Origin of the sequence: Staphylococcus sp. HL28 (assembly GCF_021117155.1) — a bacterium.
Lineage (GTDB): Bacteria > Bacillota > Bacilli > Staphylococcales > Staphylococcaceae > Staphylococcus > Staphylococcus warneri.
Window position 1 is genome coordinate 2,491,995 of the sequence record NZ_CP088218.1, and the last position, 14,479, is coordinate 2,506,473.

The 14,479-nt window shown below is 30.1% G+C and carries 15 protein-coding genes and 1 pseudogene; 8 read left to right on the forward strand and 8 right to left on the reverse strand.

The genetic code is table 11. The features are described 5' to 3' along the window. Positions 1 to 14: 14 nt before the first annotated feature. A complete protein-coding gene (locus LPC11_RS12155) occupies positions 15 to 203 on the forward strand; it encodes a VraH family peptide resistance protein (RefSeq protein WP_023374491.1) in 189 nt (62 codons plus the stop codon). A gap of 46 nt (positions 204 to 249) precedes the next feature. Here the strand turns inward: LPC11_RS12155 and lip are convergent, their stop codons facing one another. After that, positions 250 to 2,316, reverse strand: a complete 2,067-nt coding sequence (lip, locus tag LPC11_RS12160) for a YSIRK-targeted triacylglycerol lipase (protein ID WP_041613805.1) — start codon at positions 2,314 to 2,316, stop codon at positions 250 to 252. Positions 2,317 to 2,530: 214 nt separating this feature from the next. On the opposite strand from lip, the gene LPC11_RS12165 reads away from it, so the two are divergent. Beyond that, on the forward strand, positions 2,531 to 2,743 hold the full coding sequence (locus LPC11_RS12165; RefSeq protein ID WP_023374489.1) for a hypothetical protein: 213 nt from the start codon (positions 2,531 to 2,533) through the stop codon (positions 2,741 to 2,743). Positions 2,744 to 2,773: 30 nt separating this feature from the next. Here the strand turns inward: LPC11_RS12165 and LPC11_RS12170 are convergent, their stop codons facing one another. Beyond that, the gene (locus tag LPC11_RS12170) at positions 2,774 to 3,481 is read right to left on the reverse strand and encodes an SDR family NAD(P)-dependent oxidoreductase (RefSeq protein ID WP_023374488.1); all 708 of its coding nucleotides are present in this window, start codon (positions 3,479 to 3,481) and stop codon (positions 2,774 to 2,776) included. Positions 3,482 to 3,912: 431 nt separating this feature from the next. Between LPC11_RS12170 and LPC11_RS12175 the strand changes: the two genes are divergently transcribed. From LPC11_RS12175 to LPC11_RS12200, 6 genes are all read left to right on the forward strand, one after another. Beyond that, positions 3,913 to 4,461 (forward strand): LPXTG cell wall anchor domain-containing protein, encoded by a 549-nt coding sequence (locus LPC11_RS12175; protein WP_023374487.1) that lies wholly within the window; start codon positions 3,913 to 3,915, stop codon positions 4,459 to 4,461. Between the two features lie 662 nt (positions 4,462 to 5,123). Then, positions 5,124 to 5,603, forward strand: a complete 480-nt coding sequence (locus LPC11_RS12180; protein ID WP_023374486.1) for an HTH domain-containing protein — start codon at positions 5,124 to 5,126, stop codon at positions 5,601 to 5,603. Positions 5,604 to 5,617: 14 nt separating this feature from the next. Beyond that, positions 5,618 to 5,938: a hypothetical protein gene (locus LPC11_RS12185; protein ID WP_023374485.1), complete on the forward strand. Its 321-nt coding sequence runs from the start codon at positions 5,618 to 5,620 to the stop codon at positions 5,936 to 5,938. Positions 5,939 to 5,959: 21 nt separating this feature from the next. Continuing rightward, positions 5,960 to 6,871 (forward strand): hypothetical protein, encoded by a 912-nt coding sequence (locus tag LPC11_RS12190; RefSeq protein ID WP_023374484.1) that lies wholly within the window; start codon positions 5,960 to 5,962, stop codon positions 6,869 to 6,871. 21 nt (positions 6,872 to 6,892) lie between these two features. Then, complete coding sequence (locus tag LPC11_RS12195; protein ID WP_023374483.1) at positions 6,893 to 7,327, forward strand: hypothetical protein; 435 nt, start codon at positions 6,893 to 6,895, stop codon at positions 7,325 to 7,327. Positions 7,328 to 7,616: 289 nt separating this feature from the next. Next, complete coding sequence (locus LPC11_RS12200) at positions 7,617 to 8,027, forward strand: hypothetical protein (protein WP_023374482.1); 411 nt, start codon at positions 7,617 to 7,619, stop codon at positions 8,025 to 8,027. 47 nt (positions 8,028 to 8,074) lie between these two features. On the opposite strand, the gene LPC11_RS12205 is transcribed toward LPC11_RS12200, so the two are convergent. The 6 genes and pseudogenes from LPC11_RS12205 to LPC11_RS12230 all read right to left on the reverse strand — a co-directional run bounded on the left by LPC11_RS12205 (position 8,075) and on the right by LPC11_RS12230 (position 13,947). Then, entirely contained in the window at positions 8,075 to 8,875 is an 801-nt protein-coding gene (locus LPC11_RS12205) for an ABC transporter permease (protein WP_041613803.1), read from the reverse strand. Between the two features lie 167 nt (positions 8,876 to 9,042). Continuing rightward, positions 9,043 to 9,537 (reverse strand): annotated as a pseudogene (locus LPC11_RS12210) (short chain dehydrogenase); the annotation flags it as partial. A gap of 214 nt (positions 9,538 to 9,751) precedes the next feature. Continuing rightward, positions 9,752 to 10,552, reverse strand: a complete 801-nt coding sequence (locus LPC11_RS12215) for a CPBP family intramembrane glutamic endopeptidase (protein WP_023374481.1) — start codon at positions 10,550 to 10,552, stop codon at positions 9,752 to 9,754. 27 nt (positions 10,553 to 10,579) lie between these two features. Next, positions 10,580 to 11,827, reverse strand: a complete 1,248-nt coding sequence (locus tag LPC11_RS12220) for an aminoacyltransferase (RefSeq protein WP_023374480.1) — start codon at positions 11,825 to 11,827, stop codon at positions 10,580 to 10,582. A gap of 152 nt (positions 11,828 to 11,979) precedes the next feature. After that, positions 11,980 to 12,477, reverse strand: a complete 498-nt coding sequence (isaB, locus tag LPC11_RS12225; protein ID WP_023374479.1) for an immunodominant staphylococcal antigen IsaB family protein — start codon at positions 12,475 to 12,477, stop codon at positions 11,980 to 11,982. A gap of 432 nt (positions 12,478 to 12,909) precedes the next feature. Next, complete coding sequence (locus tag LPC11_RS12230) at positions 12,910 to 13,947, reverse strand: 2,3-butanediol dehydrogenase (protein WP_231307292.1); 1,038 nt, start codon at positions 13,945 to 13,947, stop codon at positions 12,910 to 12,912. Between the last annotated feature and the right edge of the window lie 532 nt (positions 13,948 to 14,479).

The window sequence follows — 14,479 nt, forward strand, 5'->3', positions numbered from 1 at the left end:
AGGAGAGATTTATAATGAAATTTAAAGATTTAATTAAACAATCATACGAGGATTTGAAAAATTTAAACGTCAATGTATTCAACGTTATTATATTAACGTTAATCGTTATTGTATTAAGTAGCGCTTTAACACCGATAGCCGGTATCCCAATTGGATTACTAGGTGGCGCCTATGTCTTAAAACGTCGTGATGAAAAACAATAAATAAAGTAGAACAGTGTGTGCCCAATATTGAGCACACACTGTTTTTTTAATGTTTTATACCATCTATGTCTTCAATTCTAATTAAATTATTGATAATTCCTAAATAAAATTGACTTAATTCTTCACCTATACGTTTATAATCTGTTGCATCTAATCCCACAAAATCTAAATGATCCCAACCATTCATCACTGGTTTGACCTGCCAAATACCTTTATCTGTAGTTGGGGAAGTCATCCCTACCGTCTTAGCGGCTTGATTTGTAGGGAATAATGAAGATGACACTGGCACAATACCGTCATTTTTTCTTACATTTACATTATCATCTCTACCAATTAACCTACTTGTTAAATCAAATAAGAAAAATTGTCTAATATTAGGATTTTCATTACCTAATGGTCCCGTATGTGTATCTAATCCCGTATAAGATGTATATACAATATTAGGATTAAGTGACGTCATCTGATTTAGCTTCTCTGAACCTTCAGTCGTTAAATCATAGACTGCACTATCTTGAGTCTTCCAAATCTTACTATTCGCAACGCGTTTCACATAATCAATGTAACTTTCATCTGGACGTTGTTTGAATCCCCATTGTGAAAATCCGAGATCAATATGAGAATATTTATTTCCACTTAAGCGACCTATTCTATTAAATACACCTTTTACAAAATCAGTATTACCAAGTTTATCTGCAGCTGGTGTGCCATTATGTGGTGTCGCTAAAGTTGTGATTGATGAAATCATATTATCTTTCCCACCTGTAAATAATGGAGAAATTTCACCACCATGTGCTTTTTGATAATCTATTTCTTCTTGATTACCATGTCTTAAAAAATGCTCAAGCAGACGTATCGTTTGACCTCCCATACTATGACCTATTAAATGAATCTTTTTACCTGGCTCCCAATCTGGCATAATCCCTTGATAAACTTTACCATATCTATCATGACCCGTTTTAGCAGCATGTGCTGCACCATAATCAACTTTTCCACCCTTAATATAATGATACAGTTCTACAGCGCGGTCATAGTTACTACTAAAAGCACCGACACTCGCTTCATGCACATCATAACCTAATTTTTCTAATCGTTTCTTAACTGGGAATTTCGTACCGCCCCAATAATTAGGATACAAAGCTGGTGCATTGTCACCCACTAAACCTAAAAATCCATGTACTAGCACTACCGGATATTTGTTTTTATATTGATTACTTTTGATAGTAGCTTCATCTGTATTTTTAGGTTTAATATTCTGATTTGTAGTTTGCTGTTGTGTTGGGTTAGTAGATGTATTTGTGTTAACTTTTTGATCTGGAGTTGAATGGGATTGGATCTTTAATGAATGCGGTTTATGTTGTTGGCTATGTGACTTTCCCGAAGTTGTGTTGTCTTTGCTTTTATTGTTACTTTGCTGCTTGGTATCTTTCTGCTCAATTGGTTGGTTATCTAATTTTTCTTTTACGCCATTTCGAGATTGTATTTGTTGGTTATCGTTTTGTGGTTTAACGTCTAGACGTTGCTTTTGTGGTTTATTATTTGATGAATCAGGATGTTCTTTTTGGTTTAATTGCGAATTATTAAATTGTTTATTATCAATCTGCTTGTTTTTATCTTGATATTGATCTTGAATACGCTCATGATTATCTACTTTTTCAATCTTTTCTGGTTTGATATTAGGCGTTTTGTCATCACTAGGTTGCTGTTGGTTATGACTTTTCTGATTATTAATGGAGGGCTCTTTTGAAGACTGATTAGGCGTCTGATTAGAATCGGGTTGTTCCTGTTTTTCAACTTGTTCTGCATGTGTTGATTTCTGTATATCCTTACTTTCAGCTTTTGAGGATTGTTGCTCATTTTGTTGAGAATAAAACTGCGCGTCGTCTACTTTATTAATATTTTTATCGGTTTCCGATTCTTTTGAGGACACATTAGCATCTTGGTCGGAAGGTTTTGAGTGAGAAAGAACGGATTCTTGTGATAAGTGGGAGGATTGTTGCTCAGCAGCTTGAACGTCATGTTCTGAAACAAAAAATGTAATACCAGCTACAATTGATACAACACCTATTGTAAATTTTCGAATACTAAACTGTCTTTTCGGATTATTATTTTTCAAAAAAATAACCTCTATAAGTATTTCCCTCACTTATAGATTCAAAAAAATAACTGTCAATTAATTTTATCATATAACTATTAAACATTTTTAATTTTTTATTTACATTTTAGTAAAGTTTTTTATTGATTTTATACTATATAGATTGATAAATTAGATAACTAATGGTTATGTTTGTTATATTGAAAATATCTTTCTAATTTAAGGAGTTCCTTTCATGGATCAATATCAAGCGTTATTCAATAATCCAAGTGGCTTTATATTTATACTTTTTATCTTCTATTTAATAGCAAGTTTATTCTTCTTTACCTTAACTGTATTTATCGGATTGAAACCTGTATCGTTTAAAGAAAAAATCTTAACAATCGTTATTTTAACTACTGTATTAACCCTTACTTTAACAGGGCTTTCATATGTCATTATTAGCTAATAAAAAGAGGCACCATATGATGGTGTCCCTTTATTTGAATATTTTAAATGGCATCAGTCGCAATAAAATTTTACCATTATGATTATGATTGTCTGTTAATACTTTCACTATGGATTGTGCGCCTTCATTTACTGAACGCATTAAAAATCCTTTTTGATAATTATTCAATTCAGTTTGGATACCTCCAGGCATTACACCAAATATTTCAACTGGTATTTTATTTTTCTTAAAATGTCTACCGAATAATTTAATCATCGAATTTAATGAAGATTTAGTTGCAATATAACTAAATGGATGGAAATAGCCACTAGGTTTAGACGGTATTGTTAAATTTAATATTCTTCCGTGATTTTTAGCTAAAATAGGTGTAAAGGTCTTAATCATTTCAAAATTACCAAAGACATTAACTTCTGCTAGTTCTCTTAATTCTTCAAGGTCAACATCCAGTGGTGATGCTTTCATATTGCCTGAAATACCTGCATTATTAATCAATGCTTTTAAATCAGAATGTTGTTTTGCTATATAATCAGCGGCTGCATGTATGGTATCAATATCATTTAAATCAATTTGTATCCATTCAGCTGTTATACCTTTATTTTCGAGTGTCTTAACGGCAGCACGACCTCTTGCTTCATTACGTGCACCTAATAATATCGTCCAACCTTTGTCACCTAGTTGTTTTGCCGTTTCAAAACCAATCCCCTTATTTGCGCCAGTTATTAATACTTTTTCTGTCATATATATACTCCTATAAATGTGTCTTATTGTAAATCCCACTATACAGTATTAATATGCTTAAATCACGTTACCAAGTTTTCATTTTTATTTAGGTTTGAAATAAATTTATACCTGAATTTCTATGAAAATACACCAAATAATTATCATATGTTCTATACGAAAAAGTGAAGTTATTAATTTCATTTTTATTCACTTATTTTGACTATTTCCGAAAACACTCTATCATCGACATCATTGTTTCTCGTAAACTATCGATCCTTTACAACGTCATATTCTGTCAGTATATCTATTGATATCAATTTCTTTAAAAAAGGTTTGAACATTGTTAATACAACGATTAAATCATACTTAAAAAATAATTCTAACGACATATATACGTACATTCTTTATTTATACTCTAAATGTAATTATAAAATTAAGGAGTGGGATTAATGAAAAAATTAAGTATTTTAGCAACAACTACACTAGCAGGCACTTTATTATTTGCGGGAGCGGGTTCAGCAAATGCAGCAGAAAATAATTCATCAAACTCACAGTTACAAAATACAGCTAAAGACTATCTAAATTCTCATCATGTACAAATTAATAAAAATTCAGAGTTAGTGGTTGAAGATAATGATAGAGTTAGTGGGAACGTGCCAAAGGGATATAAACCAGTCATGTTTGGAGAGCAAGGAAACAACGGACCATCTTATATTTTAGTAAATGCTAATGGTGATGTTATTGATCCACAACACCGTGAAGCGACGCCAGACCAAAATCAAACAAGTCATCAACCAACACAGAATACATCAAATCAACAACAAGCTAACGCTAATCAAACAAAAGAAACACCAACTAATGCAAATACACAATACAAAGCGGCATCATTACCAGCTACAGGACAAGAAACTAACACAACATTGATCTCTTCTGTAGCAACTATATTATTAGGACTAGGATCAATATTAACGTTCAAACGTTTTACAAAAGAAAAATAATAACTTCACTAAGTTGTTCAATTATAATGTGAACCAATCCCTCCACTCTTGAAAATAGTGAAGGGATTTTTAAATAACGACAAATATCTACATGATTTTCTTCTTATTATATGTTTGTCCCCTTTAGATAACACAAATGTAAAAACCCCCACTATTCATTAAATTTCCAATACTTATTTATCCTAGTTGAAACAGTAAGTGCGCTGCGTTTTTCAAACGCAGCGCACTTACTGTTCTTATTAAACTACTTGCTTTATAGACATCTTATATATGGTTTTTCACCTCTAACAATAGTTTTCATCAACCTTAAATTCAAAGGCAAAAGAAACAATTTTCAATTGTTTCTTAGGTCAAAACTTGAATAAAAAGAAGGAGGTAAGAATCATGTTTGATAACAAAAGTAATGAACTATTTTCAAAAGTTAATTACACACATATAAATGAAATGGCCATGTATCGACATTTCATTTTATTGAAGTATTTTGTCCTGCACTTATGGAAGAATCACCGACATTTTTTGTCAGTGATTCTTCTTTTTTAATATTTATAAAAACCAACGTAATCACTGTTAAAACTATATTTAAAGCCAAATAGACAAAATGAAACGAACGACATTTTTATACAAATCATTTCCATATAATGTATTTGGGAGGGCGCAATACAATGGGGCACAAAACAAAAAGAATTCTGTATATTTATAAAAAATTATTATCAAATCATCATGTCAACGTGAAACATATGGCGCAATTTTTCAATACAAATACTCGGACGATACAACGAGATATTCAAGATATTAAATCATTCTTAAACGAACAAAATCAGACTATTTTATATGAAAAAACAACATGTAACTATTACATTGCTTATAAAAATGCATTCGATGATGACTATATACAGACCAATGTCACTTATGAAATGACTTATCAAGTATATCGTCAAATAAACAAACAGTATGATACTTATATCATTCAAAAAAATCGTCAGACCATCAAAGTTGTGCTTGCTATCCCTAGAGCTGATGCAATTAATCTCTGTTTTATGTATCGTAAATCGCTACGTATGATTTCACCTGAAATATTAGTTAAAAACTTCAGTCAAGAACTATCTCAATTACAAAATAACTATATATTAAAAACTATATAAAGGAGCATATTGAAATGAAGAAAATTTTAATTTTACTGTCTATATTACTTGTTGTCGGAACCGCTTGTTCAAGCGGTCCGACTAAACAAGCACAAGGTAAATGGCAAAACGATAATGGGGATATTATCAATGTCAAAGGAGAGAAGTTTAAAGTCACGATGAAAGGCTCTACCATCGAAGGTGATATTAAAGATGATAAAGATCATAAAGAATTATCGAAAGTAAAATTTGTTGGTGAAACAGCTTATATCAAAGTCGCTGATGATACATTATCAATTATCGAATCACCTGGAGATACACCTAACGACGAAGCACAATTTAAAAAAGTAAAATAATCAATAAAGGACTGTTGAAAGATGCAAAAAATCATCGTTGGTTTATTAGGTACAACACTACTCTTAACAGCTTGTAGCTCCAAAGACAATCATCACGAATCAAATAAGGAACATAAAACGAATACAACTCAACAAGAAACAAAGCGTGATGATCATGCAACACATAAGTTACCTTTACATCAATTATTAAATGACCATAATGCCAGATTAGTAATCACTCTTAAAAAAGGCGTCACCGCTAGCGAAGTATCAAATACGGACTTAATCAAAAACTCCAAAGAGAGTTTAAAAAAATTCGAGATTTCAAATATTGGTTATATCAAAAATGGCAAAGGTTATAACTACAATAACAAAATGAATAATAAAGTCACTTTTGATCAATTAATTGAAACCCCTGTTCCAGATGTTGATCGTAAACTAACAAAGTTAACAGAACATGAAATGAATTCAGGGATTAATGACTCACAAAACAAAGTTGATATTAACTATCAACCTTCTCCAATAAAAACAATTCTTTACACAAAAGACCATGCGCAAATGAAAGAAGAGGTACAACTCGCTGATTTCCAACGAGAAATGGATATGAGTGGTGATATTGGTGAAGAAAAAACAAATTGGATATCGAATCACAATAAAATCAATAACGATGACTTAGCCAACAATTTCCCAAAAGTTAAATCCTTCGATATTGAACCTTTTGAATATAAAGGAAAAACGTTTGCGGGATTCGCGACACCAGATGGTGATGCGCAAAGTTCAGATAACAATGTTGAAGATCAAAATATTTTAGAATTAACTTTATTTGAAGTGCCTAAAGATACCAAAATTATTAAAGATAAAAAGAATGATGCTGATCATATCATAGACTATCAAAATACTAATGATGGCAAACAAGAAAAAGATCAAAAAGACCATTCATTCGATAATTTATAAACATCAATAAGGAGACAGTATATGGAAACCAAACAGTATCACGTTGTTTATCATTATATCGACTTTTGGACTAATACATTTAATTATCAAAAAGAAACCAGTCGACAAGGTTTTTGGATACCTACTATTATCAATACACTCATATTGATTCTTGAATACACTTTTGTAACAATATCGTATGACAATTTCGGTTTATTAGAAGACTTTAGTGTATTCACTAAAATCATATTGATGTTAATCCCGTTGATCATGGGTATTGCTCAAACTGCCTTAACACAACGACGATTTAATAATCTCAATAGCAACAATGTCTGTCCTAAAATATGTGGTATTGCATTTGTCATCACATTTTTAGCCTTTGTCATTGATATCAAAATCATTGCGATATTCACACTCTTAATATATTTCATAACTGCACTAATCAACGTAATTATTGCCGCTCGACCTACAAAATAAATAACAATAAAGTGCCGTATAATCTGAGTTAATTCATTTTATACGGCACTATTTATATTAATAATAAAATTTATTATCTAGCCTTGTATTTATATATTTTTTCTCATAATCAAAGTTTCCAACATCTATATTAGGATTATAATTATAATTTTTTGTTAATTAAAATCTCAATATATAAAGAAAATGTAAATTTTAGAATTTTATTTATAAAATCACTAGATATTATTATTACATTTATGTTACGTTAAGATTACGAAATAAAAACAACCAAAAAAGGAGATGGATTTATATGAAACGTAAAGTCTTAACAAGTTTATCAATTTTAGCTTTAACTGGATCTATTGTATCATTTGCACCTGCTCATGCTTCAACAACACAAACTCAAGAAAAAGCATCGACAACACAGAAAGCACAATCAAAAGATGCTAAAAAACTAATAAATGATGCTTATAATATTGCCGCTAAAAAATTTGACTTCGATACAAAACGTTTAAAAACAACTGGTCATATTACTGATAAAGGATCTTATTATGAAATTCCTTATTATAACACTGATGGCGTAGGTGGTCTAAACACCATTGCTGTATATAAAAATAGTAATAAAGTGACAGTTTTCGAAAACAACACACCTCAAAACCAAGAATATGTCGGTAAAATTGACCTAAGCAAATACGATCTTAAAGATGTGCCTAAAGAATAAGAAAATTTATAAAAATGGTGAATCATTTAATCTATGATTCACCATTTTTATAGATAATCAGCAAACTTTTCTCTATATTTAATATGTAAATAAGCTCCTATTATATAAATTACTAACAATAATGCCAAATTATATATTAGCAACTTCCAATGATCAGAAAAAAACCACTTATGATATAAAATTGAATATCTATAACCTTCAACAATAAAGTATATAGGATTCAATTTGATTACATTTAATACAATTTGGTTTGTAGGCAAATATAATATTGATGAAACAAAAAATATTATTCTCATAGATGCTTGAATAACCATCTGTGTATCTCTAATAATAATCCCTAAAGTAGATGTTAATAATGAAATAACCATTGTAAAAATCAACGTATACGGTACAAAAATTAAAAGTTGAATAGTATACATAGTTGGTAGATATCCACCTATTGCACACAATAACATAATTATAAATAGTAGCATTAAGTGAGCATAGAATTTACTTACCACTAAGTAACTAGGTAAAATGGATAGCGGAAAATTCATTTTCGCAACTTGATTATACTTAGTAGTAATTGCTTTTGTTCCTTCTAAAATACCTTGATTAATAAAAAACCACATACAAATACCAACAATTAACCAATAAATGAATGGTGTGCCTTCTATTATCCTATTACTTCTAAATCCTAATCCAAAAACAAACCAATAAATCATGATTTGTATTGTTGGATTAATCAATTCCCATGCTACTCCTAAATAATTATTCTTATTTGTAATCTTAATTTGAAATTCAGCCAATCTTCTTATTAGATATATATTTATAATGTGCTCTTTTAATATAATCCATGGTGCATTCATTCAATAAACTTACCTTTCTATTTATACAATAATTCTAAAAAATAACTTGAGATAGTTTAAAACTACCTCAAGTTAAAATTCAATTTATATAAATTACAATTCACTAAAAGAAATTCTAACATATTTATATAAAATATCAAAACAATATATAATTAATTATAATAAAATCAATACACTCGATACGTTTGCCCTTTTTGTGCACCTTCTACACTTTTAACAAATGCATTAGCTACTTTATCGACAGGTACTGCTGTGAAACCTTTAAAGAATTCTCCATACTTATCTAATGCTTCTTCAACTACATTAGGACTAACATTATTAATTCTTAATCCATGATTTAATTCTAAAGCAGCTGAAGTCACAAAACCTGCGATACCGCCATTAGCCATTGCCGCTGAAGATCCTAGTTTTATAGGATCGTCCATCATAATACCTGATGTTAACGTAAAACTGCCATTTTCATTTAAATAGTGTTGACCAATTAATACTAAATTGATTTGGCCCAATAACTTACTTTGAATCGCTACATTATTTTCTTCTAAGCTCATCTCAGACAACGCTTTGAATGTAGCACCGCCTGTTGCACTGACAACTGCATCAATATTATCAATATCTTTATACATTTTTTCAATTTGTTCTGGAGAGGTTATATCCACTTGATGGCCTATATCATTCAAATTTATATTTTTTTTATCATTTATGATTTAAAATCCAATACCACTATGCGTAATATTTATATTTGTCACTTTATTATTTTTTATACTAAATATCACGCCGGGTCCTTGATTTGTTGATTTATAACTATATACTAATAACTCATTTGCTGAATTTTTCTGAGACTCCATTCTTTTTTAATTCATTACTCTTTTTTTAATATCATTTGAACATTATATATAAATACCCTACTAAAATGGCTATTCCAATAATACTATTATGAATCATATGAACCATCATGCTATCTTTGATATTACCTCTACGTGAGTAGGCAAGATAAAATACCATACCCATTGATGTATACATAATAAATGAAATGATATTATTAATACCATGTTGTGAACCAAAAACGATTGAAGAAATAATGAACGGTAACCAAAATGAAGTCTTTTTAAATAAAGTCTCTTTGAATATACCTCGATATATTAGTTCCTCAAGATATGGTGCAATAAAACTGATAGTAATTACAAAAACGATAAAAGGAAATACCTGTGCAAGCTGGCTTGCATCGGTCGCTTGTTGATTCATGTCACCAAACAATAGCTTATCGTTACTTGTTTGAGCAGACCCTGTGACTTTGTATAAAAGGAACAAAAATGCATAGACAATAATACGAAGTAAGACTGCCCACCCTATATTAATACCAATGTCTTTCGTCGTAAATTTGCCCGTATGTTCATAAGTATGCCGTCTATAGTACCGTCTAATTAACCAAACCACTACTGATACAACAATGAGATATAAGACGGTGGACATTGTAGCTTTCAAAGTGTCCATTTTAACCGATAAATTTGTAATCGTAAGTATGATAATAATAGGTAATTGTGCTAGAATCATCCAACCTATCAAAATGAGGATATTTAATGCTATATTTCCTTTCGGTGAAACGTCATTTTGATCTTTTGACAAATCTTCATTCTGATTTTCCTGATGTTGTTCCTTCATTTCATCATGATTAGTCATATTGAATACCACCTTTTTTTCATCATATTATTCATTTAACAATCGGAAAACTTTATACAATAATGGGTGGATAGGCTTAATGAAATCTCCAATTAATTCTTCAATGTGAGTTCCGAATCCTTTTTTAAACTGTTGTACGCCTAAATCATCTGCTGTCTTGCTAAAATCTCCAGTAATACCATAAAAATTATATTTAGGAATCTCATGTTTTAAAGCAAACTTAATCATATGCCATTGCAAAGCATACGCACCTTTATATTGATAGTAATGTGGATTTGAACCACTGGATAAATAATAAACTTCATCTTTTGTAGCTATATATAAGGCTGCTGCTAAATCAATAACATGCCCATCTGTTTGAATGATGTCTTGTGTTTCTGTAATTTTCTTTTCGTTACTATTCCATTGCTGTTCTAACTGTTTTAACTTGTTCTTACTCTTTTTAGAATTAGGATGCTCATTTAACTTATCTTTTGTGTTTTCTATATCTTTAGCTATTTCAGATGACTTTTTAATTAATTGATTTTTATAATCATCTAAATTAATATATGAAAGCTTAATCATTGCCTCATTCGGATACATTAACAGTACTTCTTTAAAAAATTGATATGGATTTGCCCTATATTTAAAATGATGTCGTTCTTCAGCCATTTTAAATAATTGATAAAAGCGCTCAATTTCTGATATGTCTAACGTTATTGTCTTAACACCCATTTCAATCGCATGTTGAACGTGACGCCTGGTCTTATATTCCATATTTTTTATGACATCTTCTTCTTTTTGCCCTTCCATATCTAGTACAGATAGCCATCTAATTTGACTCTTTTGAGAATAGCCAATCGTTAAACCTTGGTGCTGATAACCTAATTGATGTAATGTATGAATTAATTCTTTATTATTAATCGGTGTCACAATATCTCCAGCGGTATTTCGAACATTTTCTAAAATATACGGATCTATAGAAGCAAATAGTGCACGTCTTTTTTGTAGATATGTTGTTAAGCCTTTAAAAAAGCATTTTACTAATTCGAGATGATTAAAATCTAATACCGGCCCCTTTTGAGAGTAAAAATACTTAAATATTTTTAATGCTCTAGCTTCCGTTAGTAAACAGGCTGCGACAACCTCATTGTTATTGTTTTTAACACCGACTAGGTGGACTTGATCATTTTTTGCTTTTCTATATTTATATTGATCAATAGATTGTGTAAAATGGACCATATTATTTTGAATAAAATTGTAATATTCTGTCTCTGTTAGTTGCGTAAAATACATATTTTAATCCCCTTATTTACTTTATATAAAATAAACGGCTGATGACCTGTCTCACCAACCGTTTGCGATTACTCAATTTTTCTCAACTTTGCTATAACTAGGCTAGTAAAATTGTAAAAAATGAATTCCATATAAAATTTTTATTTTATCACTTAACTTTTTCCGTTATGGATACCGACTTCAGTAATATAACCATTATTCTCTAAAAAGCGTAATTGTTTTTCATTAAATTGATATAAATATTCATTTCCATGGGCTGTTCCAGATGGCTTATTTAAGGGCTTACCATAAGTTTTCACTAATTCAGCTTTAGAAACTACGCCTGGTTTTAATTGGAACCACACACCATCCGCTTTGCCTTTGCTAGGTAAATAAAATTGTTGATCAAATTTTTCAATTGTATCATTATCATTGCCTTTACTATTTTCAGTAATTTTATATCCATTAATGGTGAAATTGTCATTTTTAATGGCATTAATAAAATTTTTATCTAAAATAAAATCACTTTGTGATGATGTATAACCATGATAATTATAATATGGTTGCGTAGCCGCATGAGCTTCATGATGTGAAAGATCCTCAACGCCAACACCCAAAGCCACTCCAACTGCTAAAGTACCTGTTAACAAACGCTTCGATAAAGTATTCATTATTAACACTCCTTTAATAGTTAAATGTCTTTCTAAAGTAATATTACAATATATTACAGAATATTACAATATATTACAAATTTTATTATTTGTATAATCTTGTTTATTGTAAAGTCGGTTTAAATCTCGTTATTATAAACAGAGTAATGACATTTTATTCATAACAGTAAATAATCATGAATCGAAAGTATTTAAGTTAGTTATTTATATAATTACATATTAATTTTAAAGATGTTTCAAAAAATGATATGGAAGAGCCCTATCATAACCTACAACCGTTGATTTACACCTCTACATTAATATTTATTCAATTAACAAACATAATATTTAATAATAAAAAATGATATAGGTAAAACTAATAATTACAAAAAAACTAGTAGAAGGAGAATCTCTAATTTGAAGATTCTCCTTCTACTAGTTTTATAGTCTATATTATAATTTAACTAAAATTTTTGCTTGAGATTTATCATTTACAAGTTGTTCAAATCCTGATTCTACGATATTTTCTAACTCAATTTCATCAGTAACTACATCTTTAACGTTTAAATTACCTTCGTTGATTAAGTCAATTGTTTGTTGGAATGTAGTAGGTGTGTATGCAATTGTAGAAGTAAGTTTTACTCCTGTATTAGTTAATTGCATTGGATGCCACTCGATAGGATGACCAAAAATAGAAACGATAACAACTGTACCTCTTGCTTTTGTAACATCTATAGAAGATTTAAGTGTTGGTGCTACACCAGCCACTTCAAAAGATACATCTACACCATTTTCTGTATACTTATTAATAACATCAACTGGATCTGTCTTACCAGAGTTTATAGCATGAGTTGCGCCTAGTGCTTTAGCTTTACTTAGTCTTTCTTCTGATAAATCGAAAACAAATATTTTACTTGCACCAGCTGCTTTGGCTGCTACGACTGTTAATAATCCAATTGGTCCTGCACCAAAAATAGCTACAGTATCACCAAATAGAACTTCACCTTCTTTAATTGCTTGAACTGCAACGGCTGTTGGTTCGACAAGCGCACCTTCTTTATCAGAAACATTATCTGGTAGTTTATAAACATTTTCTTCCGGCGCATTTGTAAACTCTGCAAATCCACCATCAGAACCTAAGCCTATAAATGAATAACCATCATAAAGGTCAATATTTTCTTCTTTTTCACGTTTTGAAACTGTAGGGTTAACTACAACTCGATCGCCTTTATTAAATTTTGTAACTTGGGAACCAGTTTCTTCTACCACACCTGCAAATTCATGACCCAATGTAACTGGCGATTTTTGACCTAAGAATGGATCTGGCTTTTCTGTTGAAATAAATATAGGGCCTTCTAAGTATTCATGTAAATCTGTACCACAAATGCCAGCCCAAGATACTTTAACCTTAACTTCATTGTCCTGTAATTCTTTAGGTTCACGTTCTTCAACTCTTACATCTTTTTGACCATACCAAACTGCTGCTTTCATAGATAACACCCCTTAGTTTAGTTACTTTAAATCAACTAACCTTTTAATACAATGTTTCTAAATTACTTTATGATTAGAGTTTACTCTAAAAGTTCATTTATTAACAGTCTTTCAAATTAAAAAACTAATATTTGTAATTTTTCACTATATGTTTCTTCTAAATACAAAACTATTTCATTAGTCTATATATATTCCTTGCCCAAATCTTGTTAATTATGTAGCAAATAAAGATGGTTTAAAATTAGAAAGGGGGACAGTGTAAATGGAATATACACAATATGGTATTTATACCAATAGTATCAAGCTCTAGTAACAGAACATACACGTAAAATTTTTCTAATCCAGCTACACAAGCTAAAACTTTAAACATGAATCTAGCAAGAGCAATCGTAAACACTGAGCAATTTTCAGTATCAAAAGCTTTCGCGCTTTTTATTTTAAATATAAAGTAAAAAATATAATTTAAATTGCAAAAATGCAAAGTAACTGTTCTTCATAAAAAATAATAAATAATGTGGTTTATGATTAAATA

Bases quoted from the DNA above. Each gene is read 5' to 3' on its own strand.
- LPC11_RS12155 (WP_023374491.1), top strand. From the start codon at position 15: ATGAAATTTAAAGATTTAATTAAACAATCATACGAGGATTTGAAAAAT.
- LPC11_RS12165 (WP_023374489.1), top strand. From the start codon at position 2,531: ATGGATCAATATCAAGCGTTATTCAATAATCCAAGTGGCTTTATATTT.
- LPC11_RS12170 (WP_023374488.1), bottom strand. From the start codon at position 3,481: ATGACAGAAAAAGTATTAATAACTGGCGCAAATAAGGGGATTGGTTTT.
- LPC11_RS12175 (WP_023374487.1), top strand. From the start codon at position 3,913: ATGAAAAAATTAAGTATTTTAGCAACAACTACACTAGCAGGCACTTTA.
- LPC11_RS12180 (WP_023374486.1), top strand. From the start codon at position 5,124: ATGGGGCACAAAACAAAAAGAATTCTGTATATTTATAAAAAATTATTA.
- LPC11_RS12185 (WP_023374485.1), top strand. From the start codon at position 5,618: ATGAAGAAAATTTTAATTTTACTGTCTATATTACTTGTTGTCGGAACC.
- LPC11_RS12190 (WP_023374484.1), top strand. From the start codon at position 5,960: ATGCAAAAAATCATCGTTGGTTTATTAGGTACAACACTACTCTTAACA.
- LPC11_RS12195 (WP_023374483.1), top strand. From the start codon at position 6,893: ATGGAAACCAAACAGTATCACGTTGTTTATCATTATATCGACTTTTGG.
- LPC11_RS12200 (WP_023374482.1), top strand. From the start codon at position 7,617: ATGAAACGTAAAGTCTTAACAAGTTTATCAATTTTAGCTTTAACTGGA.
- LPC11_RS12205 (WP_041613803.1), bottom strand. From the start codon at position 8,875: ATGAATGCACCATGGATTATATTAAAAGAGCACATTATAAATATATAT.
- LPC11_RS12215 (WP_023374481.1), bottom strand. From the start codon at position 10,552: ATGACTAATCATGATGAAATGAAGGAACAACATCAGGAAAATCAGAAT.
- LPC11_RS12220 (WP_023374480.1), bottom strand. From the start codon at position 11,827: ATGTATTTTACGCAACTAACAGAGACAGAATATTACAATTTTATTCAA.
- isaB (WP_023374479.1), bottom strand. From the start codon at position 12,477: ATGAATACTTTATCGAAGCGTTTGTTAACAGGTACTTTAGCAGTTGGA.
- LPC11_RS12230 (WP_231307292.1), bottom strand. From the start codon at position 13,947: ATGAAAGCAGCAGTTTGGTATGGTCAAAAAGATGTAAGAGTTGAAGAA.